This is a genomic window from Moorella mulderi DSM 14980 (assembly GCF_001594015.1).
Classification (GTDB): Bacteria; Bacillota; DSM-521; order Neomoorellales; family Neomoorellaceae; genus Neomoorella; species Neomoorella mulderi.
Genome location: NZ_LTBC01000018.1, coordinates 1 through 12,305 on the forward strand (window position 1 = coordinate 1; position 12,305 = coordinate 12,305).

The 12,305-nt window shown below is 54.5% G+C and carries 15 protein-coding genes and 1 pseudogene; 15 read left to right on the top strand and 1 reads right to left on the bottom strand.

Annotated features, from left to right (window positions below; genetic code table 11):
- Positions 1-418: 418 nt before the first annotated feature.
- The 15 genes and pseudogenes from MOMUL_RS13610 to MOMUL_RS16735 all read left to right on the top strand — a co-directional run bounded on the left by MOMUL_RS13610 (position 419) and on the right by MOMUL_RS16735 (position 11,877).
- Entirely contained in the window at positions 419-1,369 is a 951-nt protein-coding gene (locus MOMUL_RS13610) for a sugar ABC transporter substrate-binding protein (RefSeq protein WP_161485025.1), read from the top strand.
- An 86-nt stretch (positions 1,370-1,455) separates the two neighbouring features.
- A complete protein-coding gene (locus MOMUL_RS13615) occupies positions 1,456-1,890 on the top strand; it encodes a DUF362 domain-containing protein (RefSeq protein WP_062285685.1) in 435 nt (144 codons plus the stop codon).
- A pseudogene (locus tag MOMUL_RS17930) lies at positions 1,877-1,954 on the top strand (hypothetical protein); the annotation flags it as partial. The gene MOMUL_RS13615 and the pseudogene MOMUL_RS17930, both read left to right, overlap by 14 nt.
- Before the next feature lie 54 nt (positions 1,955-2,008).
- A complete protein-coding gene (locus MOMUL_RS17410) occupies positions 2,009-2,125 on the top strand; it encodes an ATP-binding protein (protein WP_236713123.1) in 117 nt (38 codons plus the stop codon).
- Positions 2,126-2,331: 206 nt separating this feature from the next.
- The gene (locus tag MOMUL_RS17585; protein WP_269085219.1) at positions 2,332-2,460 is read left to right on the top strand and encodes a hypothetical protein; all 129 of its coding nucleotides are present in this window, start codon (positions 2,332-2,334) and stop codon (positions 2,458-2,460) included.
- A gap of 113 nt (positions 2,461-2,573) precedes the next feature.
- Positions 2,574-3,212, top strand: a complete 639-nt coding sequence (locus MOMUL_RS13620) for a DUF3786 domain-containing protein (RefSeq protein WP_062285687.1) — start codon at positions 2,574-2,576, stop codon at positions 3,210-3,212.
- 20 nt (positions 3,213-3,232) lie between these two features.
- Positions 3,233-4,087, top strand: coding sequence for a DUF8753 domain-containing protein (locus MOMUL_RS13625; protein WP_489671601.1), 855 nt, complete (start codon positions 3,233-3,235; stop codon positions 4,085-4,087).
- A 107-nt stretch (positions 4,088-4,194) separates the two neighbouring features.
- Complete coding sequence (locus MOMUL_RS13630) at positions 4,195-4,755, top strand: tetratricopeptide repeat protein (RefSeq protein WP_062285690.1); 561 nt, start codon at positions 4,195-4,197, stop codon at positions 4,753-4,755.
- Between the two features lie 128 nt (positions 4,756-4,883).
- Positions 4,884-5,888: a thiamine-phosphate kinase gene (gene thiL / locus MOMUL_RS13635; RefSeq protein WP_062285692.1), complete on the top strand. Its 1,005-nt coding sequence runs from the start codon at positions 4,884-4,886 to the stop codon at positions 5,886-5,888.
- 161 nt (positions 5,889-6,049) lie between these two features.
- On the top strand, positions 6,050-7,606 hold the full coding sequence (locus MOMUL_RS13640; protein WP_153018419.1) for an acyl-CoA carboxylase subunit beta: 1,557 nt from the start codon (positions 6,050-6,052) through the stop codon (positions 7,604-7,606).
- Positions 7,607-7,637: 31 nt separating this feature from the next.
- On the top strand, positions 7,638-7,859 hold the full coding sequence (locus tag MOMUL_RS13645; RefSeq protein ID WP_062285694.1) for a hypothetical protein: 222 nt from the start codon (positions 7,638-7,640) through the stop codon (positions 7,857-7,859).
- Positions 7,856-8,236 carry a biotin/lipoyl-containing protein gene (locus tag MOMUL_RS13650; protein WP_062285696.1) on the top strand — a complete coding sequence of 127 codons (381 nt, stop codon included), beginning with the start codon at positions 7,856-7,858 and terminating at the stop codon, positions 8,234-8,236. The genes MOMUL_RS13645 and MOMUL_RS13650 overlap by 4 nt, the downstream gene beginning before the upstream one ends.
- A gap of 28 nt (positions 8,237-8,264) precedes the next feature.
- Positions 8,265-11,045 (top strand): helicase C-terminal domain-containing protein, encoded by a 2,781-nt coding sequence (locus MOMUL_RS13655; RefSeq protein WP_153018420.1) that lies wholly within the window; start codon positions 8,265-8,267, stop codon positions 11,043-11,045.
- Positions 11,046-11,260: 215 nt separating this feature from the next.
- Positions 11,261-11,728: a hypothetical protein gene (locus MOMUL_RS13660; protein ID WP_062285700.1), complete on the top strand. Its 468-nt coding sequence runs from the start codon at positions 11,261-11,263 to the stop codon at positions 11,726-11,728.
- Positions 11,729-11,730: 2 nt separating this feature from the next.
- A complete protein-coding gene (locus MOMUL_RS16735) occupies positions 11,731-11,877 on the top strand; it encodes a hypothetical protein (protein WP_161485026.1) in 147 nt (48 codons plus the stop codon).
- Between the two features lies 1 nt (position 11,878).
- Here MOMUL_RS16735 and MOMUL_RS13665 read toward each other — a convergent pair whose 3' ends face one another.
- Positions 11,879-12,238: a TIGR04086 family membrane protein gene (locus MOMUL_RS13665; RefSeq protein WP_169802211.1), complete on the bottom strand. Its 360-nt coding sequence runs from the start codon at positions 12,236-12,238 to the stop codon at positions 11,879-11,881.
- Positions 12,239-12,305 lie beyond the last annotated feature (67 nt).

Sequence of the window (12,305 nt, forward strand, 5' to 3'; positions counted from 1 at the left end):
TCTTGTATTCGGCTATCCGGGTTTCCCATAGTGCTTGCCGTTCGGCTTTGGTCATAACAAAAAATCCTCCTCAGCTTGTGTTCTGAAGAGGATTATCCCCTATACTTGCGATTGGTGCCAAGGTGGGTTGTATTTGACGCTTACCCCGCTTCAAGGCCAGTTTAGAGGAGGTGAATTCTTTTCTAACCCGGAATAATCAATAAAACAATAAAATGGGGCCTTAAAGAAGGGCCGCCAACAGGTATACTTGTTTGGTGATAAATATATTCAAAAAGAGAGGGTGGAGACTTTAAGTATGCGGAAGCTCTTGGCATTCGCGTTAGTATTTGTCCTATTGATAGGTATAGCGGGTTGTTCAGGCAAAGGGGGAACTGCGAATAACAACCCCCAAACCACCAATACCCAACCCCAGGCAACTGTGAATAATAAAGCCTTTAAAGAAGCGGAAGCCGAGCTCCTAGAATCCCTGCAACCCCTTCCCAAAGCCTCGCAAAAATATAAAATTGCTGCCCTGTTAATTACCCTGGCCAATCCATTTTGGGTTACTGTGAAAGAAGGGTATGAAGATGCAGCCAGAGAATATGGTGTAACAGTAGATGTGATGTCCGCCCCCAAAGAAGATGATGTAAATTCTCAACTAGAAACTCTGAAAACCATTGTTAGCAAAGATTATAACGCCATTGCTATCTCGGCTATTACACCGTTTAACCTGGTCCCAGGCGTTGCTGCAGCCACAAAAAAAGGCATACCGGTTGTCGCAGTGGGTACCAGTGTAGACCAGGAAGCAGCTACCAGAGCGGGGGCCAGGGTCCAGGCTTTTATTACCTCCAATTTTGAAGATCAGGGTAAACTGGGTGCCGAGTATATAATTAAAAAAATAGGTGCTGGCAAAGTGGCGATAATTGAAGGGCTCCCCGGTGCAGCCCAGAGTGAGGCCCGGAAAACAGGTGCTAAGAAAGCCTTTGAAGGTAACAAAGATATTACCCTGGTGGCAATCCAGCCGGGTAACTGGGACAGGCAAAAGGCTTATAATATAGCGGCCAACCTTATTCAGGCTAACCCCGACCTGAAGGGCATCTTTTGTGCCAACGATGTTATGGCTTTGGGCGCTGTGGAGGCCCTCAAGGCAGCTGGTAAGAAAGACCAGGTAACAGTGGTTGGCGTTGATTTTATCGATGATGCCCGTAAATCCATAGCTAAAGGAGAATTAGATGCCTCAGTGGCTATGTCACCCTACCTTTTTGGCAAAGGTGGCCTAATACTTGCCCTGAAAGTTTTGGAAGGGCACGAAATAAAGCAACAGATTTACTGGACCCCCCTGGCAATTGTAGATAGGGAGAATGTGAACTCTTTTGAAGGATGGAAGTAGGCAATACTTCATTAGAATGACAGGCCGATGACGAAACGCTCATCGGCTTTTGTCCATAAATTAATCCAATACTATGGTGACTGGATATGGGCGGCGAGGTATTTTTTGTTAACCTTGAAGGAACACGAGGCGATAGTGTCCTCGACAAGTTAAAAAGGCTTTGTAACCACGCGGGTTTAAATAAGATAATTGAAGAAGGTGACCTAGTTGCCATCAAACTCCATTTTGGTGAGCTGGGTAATACCAGAATGCTCAGACCGCAGTTCTTAAAAATAATTATTCAGTTAGTGAAAGAGAGGGGTGGTCATCCTTTTCTAACGGACTGCAACACCCTGTTTTACCGGGGCAGATTTAACGCTGTCTGTCACCTGGAAACAGCTAATTTCAATGGTTACGACCAGGCGGCCATGGGGGCGCCCCTAATTATAGCCGACGGCCTTAAAGGTCTGGACTACAGACTGGCCAGGGCCCGGGAAGGTTTAAGCGAAGTCAAAGTGGGATCCAGCTATTTACGAAGCTGATAAGTTAGTCGTTGTTACCCATTTCAAGGGTCATGATGATGTAGGCTTCGGAGGTATTATAAAAAACTTGGGGATGGGAGCTATCGCTCGGCCTGGAAAACAGGCCATCCATTCCCACATGAAACCCGTTGTTGAGACGTCCCTCTGTAACGGTTGCGGCAAGTGCGTAGAGGTTTGTAAGGTGAAGGCCATTGCAATTGAAGAAGGCAAAGCGTTCATCGAACAGGGCAACTAAACTTGCTATCTGCGGGGGTCAGAGATATGGATGAAGCGCTTACCATCAAGGCAGCGAGGGAGGCTCTGGCCAGCAATATCGATCCCTTAAAAGCCATCAATGAAGGTTTTTTCAGGAACCTTTAATTTTCCCCTTGCATTTTCCTCCTCCAGGTGTTATCCTGAAGACAGGATGGTGTATACAAAACACCGGAGGAGGCGGGGGTTATGGATTACCTGCTGACCTGGATTAACGGGGAAGAGGTAGATTACCGGTTTGTCAGCGCTGAAGAGTTACAAAGGGTCCTGGCTGCTGAAGAAGAAAAACAAAACTGCATCGTTGTCCCGTTACATTAGGCACCCCGGTCCGGCATGAGCCGGCTTTTATTTTTTCTTAAACCATGGTACTCTAGAAAAAACATTAACAGGAAGGAACTCCTGGTAACGGTAACACCCTCTCCAGGCAAATAATGAAAGAGGACGTGGTTTACTTGGCCCTCCCCTATAACCTGGATGTCACCCTGGACCTGGCCCGCAAGGAACTGGAGCAAGGCAACCCCCGGGAAATAGCCGTCAATAAGGGGGCTACCTGGGATAGGGAAAAAAAGGTGTTAATCCTGCCCTCTTTAAGTGACGTATTTCACATATCCTGCCCCGGCGGGACCATCAGTACCAGTGACGGCAGCAGCGTCGACCCGCGGGTGCAGGTTTTAATCCTCCACTACCTGGTGGGTCCGGCAGTTGCCCGGCGGGGTGAATGGGTTTCCTTTAAGGAATTGCCCGGCGGCCTCATCTACCAGCAACCCTTTTATGGCCGGGCCGTCTTGCCCCTGGTCCGCACCTTCGGCCACGATCCCGCCGGCCTCCTCCAGGCCGCCCGGCCCCTTGGTGGGCGGCCCGTAAACCTGGGAGATGCTGCCGTTGAACTTTATCCTTTTCCCAGCCTGCCGGTAAGGCTGGTTATCTGGGCCGGCGATGATGAAATCCCCCCCAGCGGTACTATCCTTTTCGATGCTTCCGCGGCGGCAATCCTGGCCACGGAAGATCACGCCGTGCTGGCTGAATACCTTGTCAAACGTTTACAGGGCCAGGCGAGGGAGTCGAAGTAGCTATCAAGCATGTAGTCAGTATCAGTTTGGGTACTAATAGCAGGGATTACCAGGTAAAGCTGAACTGCGGCCAAGAGACAATCCTCCTGGAACGGCGCGGCTGCAATGGCCGCCTGGACCTGGCTGCCCGCCTTCTTAAAAAACTGGATGGACGGGTGGATGCCCTGGGGTTGGGTGGCGCCAACTTTAACTACCACCTGGGTTCGCGGTGTTATCCCTGCCCGGCAGGCCGGTATTTAGCCCGCCAGGTTAAAGAGACCCCCCTGGTGGATGGCTCTGGCTGGAAGCAATGGGTGGAGCCCCGGGCCATAGACCAGCTGGCTTTTTTACCCCCCGGTAGCAGGGCGCTGGTAGTTTCCGTCCTGGACCGCTTCTGGCTGGCCCGGGCTTTACAGGCAGCCGGCTATCCCGTCCTGGCCGGGGATGCTGCCTTTGGTTTAAAACTCCCCCTTGGCTTTCCTTTATCAACCTTCATGATCCTGGGTTATTTAACCATGCCCCTGCTGGCCCATTTGCCCCTGGGCTACCTTTACCCTCTGGGTCATGACCAGGAAAAATCGTACCCCCATTACCATCATCTCTTTGCCAGGGTCAAAATCATTGCCGGGGACTGGCATTTTATCCGTCGCCATCTACCTGTTTCTCTAGCCGGTAAGGTAGTTATTACCGGCGGCACCACGCCCGGCGACCGGGAACTCCTGCGCCGGCGCGGGGCTGCCTGGCTCCTGGCAACAACCCCCGTCTTCGAGGGTTTCAGCCCGGCGGCCAATGCCATGGAAGCTATGCTGGTGGCCCTGGGCGCTGCAGCGCCCCAGTACCCGGCCCTGGCCGGGAAGTTAGGCTGGTTGCCCTCCCTTTACTGCCTGCAGAAATAAAAGGTGATCCCTCTTACAGCCCTGCTGGGGGTTAACCCCACTCCGTGAACCAGTCATTTCTTCCCCTTCCTGGCCATAGGATGTAACAGGAATGGGGGAGAGAAATAATGACTGGAACCAGTGGCAACCCTACGACCTGCCGGATTAATTTCCAGCTCCGGCACGCCGGGGAGAGAAAAACAATTGCCTATTGCCTGGACCTGACCCGGGAGCGCATACCCACCTGTACCGGCATCAACCTGGGCGGTAATGACCTGGCTATCCAGGGCCAGGGCTATGACGGCCGCTGCGCCTTCTGCCGTTATTTCCGGAAAGCCTTAAAAAACCGCGGTATTCGTTTTAGTTGCACCTGTCCTTTTGAAGTCCAGGATAATACCTGTAACTGGCGGGTTAAAATAGGTAGCGTCTTTTTTGACCAGGACCTCCTTGAGGATGAAGAAAAATACCTTACCTACCTGCGCCGGGTGGAAAATGATCCCCGGGATCTGGAAGCCCGGCTGGCCCTGGGGGTCATTCATGAATACCATGGCCGTTTTGCCCCGGCCCTGGCCAGTTACTGGGCCGCCCACGACCTGGACCCGGACGATGCCTTCATCAAGGAACGCCTCCAGGACATTCTATCGTTATTACAGCAATTATTACTTACCTCAGAACAGCAAAAAAACTGAGCTATCGCCAGTTTTGGGAAGCAAATCCAGGGCAGCCAACCAGCCGTGCCACAGCACTAAAGGCTTGCGCCTGTCCTGTCCCTGTGGCAATATATAGATAGCCAGAAAAAGGGGGATGAGAGTAAGCCTTGGATCTGAAAACTATTGGCGAGTTCGGTTTGATCGAACGCCTGAAAGCCGGGGCCATTGTGGTCCCGGATAAAGTCATTATGGGTATCGGCGATGATGCTGCGGTTTTAAAGGGGGAAGGTGGTTACCTGACCCTGGCCTCTACGGACATGCTGGTGGAAGATATCCACTTTACCCTGGCCACGGCTACAGCCCGGGAAATCGGCTACAAGACCATGGCGGTAAATGTGAGCGATATTGCCGCCATGGGTGGTATACCAGAACAGGCCCTTGTTTCCCTCGGTTTAAGGCCGGAGCAACCGGTGGACTTTGTGGACGAGCTTTACGCAGGCTTACGGGAATGCGGCCAGCGTTTTGGGGTCAATATAATCGGTGGCGATACCGTATCTTCCCCCCGGGCCATGGTGATCAATCTGGCCATCCTGGGGCGGGTAGAAGAGGGGGCCTGTCTCTACCGCAGCGGCGCCCGGCCGGGAGATGTCCTGCTGGTAACGGGCGATCTCGGGGGGTCGGCTGCCGGCTTGGATACCTTGCTTTCGCCCCGCCCGGCCCCACCGGAGGCCGTGGTCTTCGCCCGGGAACGCCACTTCCGGCCCACCCCCAGGGTAACTGAAATCCGGGCCGCCCTACCGGCAGGGGGGATAACGGCAGCCGATGATATCAGCGATGGCCTGGTAGCTGAAATATATACCCTTGCCCAGGCCTCTGGTGTTGGTATTATCCTGGAAGCCGCTGCCGTTCCCATCGCCCCGGCCACCAGGCAGCTTGCCGCTATTTATCAAAAAGATCCCCTGGCTTATGCCCTCTACGGCGGTGAGGATTTCGAACTCCTCCTCACCTGCCGGCCGGACAAGGTGGCTGCCGTCCAGGAAGCCATAGCCAGGGCCTGCCAGACCCCCGTTACGCCCATCGGTAATGTGGTCCCGGCTACGGAAGGTATTACTATCATCATCGATGGGAAGAGATTGCCTTTAAATCCCGGGGGTTATAACCATTTCCAGTAATGGCTTAAAACCCTGTTCTTGCTGCCCAGGGGAGTTTCAGGGAGCGTCAGGGCAAGCTATAGCCCGGTAGAGGGGTTGAAAGTTTTACAGGCAGGACTTGCAAGCTGCCCTTATTACCTGGTAATATAAGGAGGTAGGGAATAATAAGGGGGATAGTTTAATTGAGTGAAGATATTAAGGCCAGGCTGGCCGACCTAGAAGCCAGGCGCGCAGTAGTTTTAGCCGGCGGCGGTGAGGAACGCATCGCCAGGCAGCATGCTGCCGGCAAGCTTACGGCCCGTGAACGAATAGAGTTATTGCTGGACCCGGGCAGTTTCCTGGAACTGGACCAGTTTGTCCGCCACCGGGCCACTGATTTTGGCATGCAAAATATAGAAACACCGGGGGAAGGGGTGGTTACTGGCTCTGGTACCATCAATGGCCGCCAGGTTTATGTCTATGCCCAGGATTTTACCGTCATGGGCGGCTCTTTAGGGGAAATGCATGCCGCCAAAATCTGTAAGGTCCTGGACCTGGCCCTGAAGACAGGGGTACCGGTTATTGGTTTAAACGACTCCGGCGGCGCCCGCATCCAGGAAGGGGTGGCGGCCCTTAATGGTTATGGGGAAATTTTCCGCCGTAATACCCATGCTTCCGGTGTTATCCCCCAGATTGCCGCCATTATGGGACCCTGTGCCGGCGGTGCCGTCTATTCGCCCGGATTAATGGATTTTATTTTCATGGTTGATCGTACGGCCCAGATGTTCATTACCGGGCCCCAGGTAATCAAGGCCGTTACCGGCGAAGAGGTAAGCCCGGAAGAGCTGGGCGGGGCTGCCACCCATGCCATGAAAAGCGGGGTAGCCCATTTCCACACTCCCACAGAAGAAGATTGCCTGCATTTAATCCGGACCTTGCTCGGCTACCTCCCAGGCAACAACCTGGAAGATCCGCCTTATGTGCCCAGCCCTGACCCCGTTGACCGGGAGTGCCCCAATTTGCGGCATTTGGTCCCTGTCGATCCCAATAAACCCTATGACGTCAAAGAAATAATCTACGGGGTAGTAGATGACGGCCTGTTCCTGGAAATCCAGGCTCAATATGCCGCCAATATAGTTATCGGCCTGGCCCGCCTGGCCGGGTATACTATAGGTATTGTCGCCAATCAACCACGGCACCTGGCCGGCTGCCTGGATATCAATGCTGCCGATAAAGCCGCCCGTTTCGTCCGTTTCTGTGACGCCTTCAACATCCCCCTCCTGACCCTTGTCGATACCCCTGGCTATTTACCCGGGGTCGACCAGGAGCAGGGCGGTATTATCCGCCACGGGGCCAAACTGCTGTATGCCTTTGCTGAAGCCGTCGTTCCCAAAATGACCCTGGTCTTGCGCAAGGCCTACGGCGGTGCTTATCTGGCCATGTGTTCCCGCTCCCTGGGGGCCGATCATGTGGTAGCCTGGCCGACGGCGGAAATTGCCGTCATGGGTCCCGAAGGGGCGGCCAATATTATCTTCCGCCAGGAAATCAGCCAGGCCAGTGACCCTCCTGAGGTGCGCCGGCAAAAAATCGCCGAATACCGGGAGAAATTTGCCAATCCTTATATAGCCGCCGGCCTGGGGCTGGTGGATGCCGTCATTGACCCGGCCCTGACCCGCCGGCACCTGGTCCAGGTCCTGTTAACTTTACTTAACAAACGGGAAAGCCGCCCGGCTAAAAAACACGGTAATTTCCCCGTTTAACAGTTTTTATTTTCAGGGCAGGTGATATTTTATGGTCGTTTCTTACCAGCAAATTGTTTTAAATAAAGCAGTTGCCCCGGAAATCGTGGCCGCCATTACCGCTGCCATAGCAGTATATATGCCGGCAGAAACCGGCTGGCAAATCACAACCATCCGGCCCTTGAACAGGATTGCCAATCGCTGGGTCCTGGTCGGGCGGCAGGAGCTGATGCATAGTTCGCTGGCGTTAGAAAGGAGGCGGATGGCCGGTTGAAGCGCCATTTTCAGGTCACCGTTAATGGGGAAACCTTTAGTGTAGAAGTAGAGGAGGTAGGTGGGACGGTTGAGCATTTGCGCCCGGCGGTGAAACCCCCCGCGAAGAAAGCTCCTCCCGTCCACCAGGCCGGCCTTTCCCCGCGAACCTCCTTACCCCAGGATAACCGTACAGTTACATCTCCTTTGCCGGGTACGGTAGTAGAAGTCAGGGTTAAACCAGGACAGAAGGTAACTGCCGGCCAGGTCCTGCTCATTATCGAAGCCATGAAAATGGAAAATGAAATTCAGGCTCCAGCCGGGGGAGTTGTCCAGGAGGTATTGGTCCAGGCTGGTACTAACGTCACCAGTGGCCAGCCCCTGGTTAGACTGGGCTAATCAGCCCCGCAAAAGGAAGTGCTGGGAAGTGCTACCCCATACTTATGTCGTCCTGGATGTGGAGACAACCGGCCTGGATCCGGGCCGGGACCAGATCATTGAAATAGCCGCCGTCCGCCTGGAGAAAGGTCATATAACGGGCCAGTTCCACACCCTGGTCAACCCCGGCCGGCCGATACCGGCCTATATCCAGAAACTTACCGGTATTAATGACGCCATGGTCCGGGAAGCACCCTGTTTGGCAGAAATCCTGCCTGATTTGCTGGACTTTATAGGGGAAGCCATCCCGGCGGGTCATAATGGCAATTTTGACCTGGCCTTTTTAAGCCAGGCCCTGGGTTCTACTACCTGGCACCGCCCCTTGCTTGATACCTTAACCTTAAGCCGCATCCTCTATCCCTGCCTGCCTTCTTACCGGCTGGAGTTTTTAAGCCAAAAATTCGCCCTGGAAGTGACTGAACATCACCGCGCCCTGGGAGATGTACTCACCACCGTCCAGCTGTTACATACCCTCTGGCGGGCTACCCTGGCCCTGGATAAAAAACTACTAACCGACTTGTTCAGGCTGGCTCCGGCAGGCCTGCAACCCTGGTTCCAGGCTGCCCTGGCCGCCGAATCCATCCCGGCAACCCCGGCAGAAGTAGCCGCTACCGGGCTCTTTGCCCTGGAGCAAACACCGGCACCACCGCCAGCACTCCCTGACTTTTGCCCGGACGAAATAGCGGCCCTCCTGGCTCCAGGGGGCCTGCTGGCCGGTAAACTCCCCGGTTATGAATACCGCCCCCAGCAGGCAGAGATGCTCCGGGCCGTAGCTACGGCCCTGGCCGGGAACCGGTACCTTATTGTTGAAGCCGGAACAGGTACGGGTAAATCCCTGGCCTATCTCCTGCCGGCCATTTACTGGGCCTGCCACCAGGGCAAGAGGGTAGCCATTGCCACCCATACCATCAGCCTCCAGGAACAGCTTATGAATAAGGACCTGCCCCTGTTAAAGGATATCCTTCCTTTCACCTTCAAGGCCGCCCTGGTCAAGGGGCGCAATAACTACCTCTGCCGGCGGAAGCTCAGGGATTACCTGCATAACCCGCCACCCGGGGAAGAGGAACGCCACTTTATCCTCAGGGTACTGCGCTGGCTCAAGCTGACTACTTCCGGCGATTGGAGCGAAATGAAGCTGAAACCGGAAGAAGAAAGCTTGAAGCTCGCCCTGGCCGCCGAAAAGGACACCTGTGCCGGTAACAGCTGTCCCTTTAATGACAGCTGTTTCGTCAATGCTGCCCGGCGGGAGGCTGAGGCGGCCAGTATCCTGGTCTTAAACCATTCCCTGCTTTTAAGTGATGTCCGCTTAAACAACCAGGTCCTGCCCGAGTATCCCTATCTCATTATTGATGAAGCCCATCACCTGGAAGAAGCGGCCACCGAACACCTGGGCACCTCGGTCAGGCAGGCCAGTTGTGACTTTTTCCTCCACCGCCTGGGAGGGAAAGGTAGTACCTTTAGCTTTTTAGGCCGGGCCTGGAACCTCGCCCGCCGTTTAACCGGGGAAGGAAACGCCGAACTGCTACCTTTGTTAGAAGATCTGGAGGGAACAGTTGCCAGGATGCACCAGGAATGGCAGGCCTTCTGGGATGGCCTGGCTCAATTAAGTGAGGCTGCCCTGTGGGAACAGGGTAACTCCACTTTACGTTTCACGGCCCGCTTGAAGGAAACGCCGGCCTGGGACAGCCTGCTAACCATCTTTGGCCGCCTGGAGGAAACCCTGAACGGCCTGGCCAGTCGCTTGGTACGCCTGGCGGAACTGCTTTTCGCTGCCGGTGCTGAAGAAATGGCCGCTGATGCCACCAATTTGGGTAACATCTTTGCCCAGTACAGCCATGACCTGGGGGAAATTCTCGAGGCCGACCCGGAAGCATACGTTAGCTGGCTGGAAAAAAACAATGCCGGCCAGTATACCTTACGTTTAGCCCCCCTGGAAGTTGGACCCCTGCTGGCAGAACTGCTCTTTGCCCGAAAAGAAGCCGTAATTTTAACCTCGGCCACCATAACTGTTGATAATACCTTTGATTTTTACCAGCAACAGGTGGGATTAACGGCGTTACCTCCCGGACAAATAGCTACCTGCCAGGTGGCATCGCCCTTTGACTACCGTTCCCAGGCCCTGGTGTGTACCGTCAGGGGGCTCCCCAACCCCGGCCAGCTTAATGACAGTGCTTACGCCGCAGCTATTGCGCCGGTGATAACGCAGATTTTGCCTGCCGTGGGCGGCCGCACCCTGATCCTCTGTACCTCCCACCGTTTCTTGCGCGATATGTACCACATCTTGAGCACTATGCTGGCTGGCAGTGATTATAGCGTCCTGGCCCAGGGGATTGACGGCGGTCGTTCCCAGCTCCTGGAGGAATTCCGGCAAATACCGCGGTCTGTTCTCCTGGGGGCCAACAGTTACTGGGAAGGCATCGACCTGCCCGGGGATCTCCTGCGCTGTGTCATTATTCCCCGCCTGCCTTTCCCGTCTCCCGGCATCCCAACCCTGGCCGCCCGCACGGAACACCTGGCTGCTCAAGGAGGAAATCCCTTTACCACTTTAAGCCTGCCCCAGGCTGTTATCCGTTTCCGCCAGGGGTTTGGTCGCCTGATCCGGAGCGCTGCCGATCGCGGCGCCCTGGTAATCCTCGACCAGCGCCTCCTCTCCCAGCGTTACGGCCGCCATTTCCTCCAATCCCTGCCGCCGGTTACCACAGCCGAAGTGACCCCGGCCGAACTCCCTGAAAGGCTCGCAAGCTGGTTTAACCCGCCTGCCACCAGGTAACATGCACTTTTTGGTCGTGGCTTTAATACTATAATTAAGGAGGCAAGACCAGAGTGAGGTGAATAGCATGCGGGTTTACTTTATTCCCCTGCCGTCCTTCTTGAAACGCCTGTTAAAAAAAATTTTGCACCAGGAATGAGGGGGTAACCTCTCTTCTTTTTTAGCATAAAAGGCCGGTCCCACCATTACAATTAACCATGGGGGTGGGATTGAGAATGCGGCCTTGTAAATATTTCGCCTGGGGTTTAATTCTGGGAATAGGGCTGACCTGGGGGTGGTTTTCCTTTAGCGAAAAAAACAAAGCAGAGCCTGCCCTGCCGGCCCTGGCTCCGGCCAGTCAACAGCAAGCACCCTTTGCTGTTATTTATAACTTTTACCAGGCCCTAGCCACAGGAAGGGAGGACCAGCTTTCCTTACTGGTTACCCCGGAATTGCTAATAACCCTGCAAAAAAATCAATTTCTACAAAAGTGGCAGCAACGCCGCCAGCAGGATCCTTCCCTGCGGTTCGTTTTTTTCCTGATCAAAGAACAGGAGGTTGATCTTAAAACCGGGACTGCCCGGGCCCGGGGAAATGCCGAGTGGGTATCAGCCCGGCAGGGTACCCTTTCCGTTCCCCAGACAATTATTATTTTAAACGACCAAGGTAAATGGAAAATAAAAGATATCAAAGAGCAGGGATAAAAATGAGCATTAAAGAATCCAAAGAAAAACAGGCCCGGTGGCCTGGCAGTTTTACTCCCCGTGGGGGCCTGCGTTTTCGCCTGATCTTTGGCCTTTTCCTCCTGGCAGGAGGGTTCCTCTGCTGGTTACTGGTAGCTTTAAGGCATTAAATTAACGGCCGGTCATACCGGCCACCCCGCCCATGGCCCCGGCCAGGAGACAGAGCCCCATCTTCTGGCCGGTAGCTCCCAGGGCCAGGGGCCCGCCGCTCCAGCCCATGGCCAGGGTGACTGCGAAAAAGAGCAGGCCTACAGTTAAGCCCTGGACAAGTCCCCTGGCCGTGGCTATCCTTGCCGCCTGCAGGCCCCCCAAAAAGACGGCCAGGGCCACGATAATACTGGCCAGCAGGGGTAGCAGGCCCTCGGAAAGGGGGGTAAAATACAGCAGTAACCCCAGCAAGGTGGCCATACCCAGGCCGGCCAACATGGCATAAAGTAACCCTATCAAAACAGCCCGCAGCAAAATTTCCACCCCCGAACCTCATTCTTGTCTCACCTAAACCCTATGCCGGCCCGCTAGAGAAAATACCTGCTTCTTT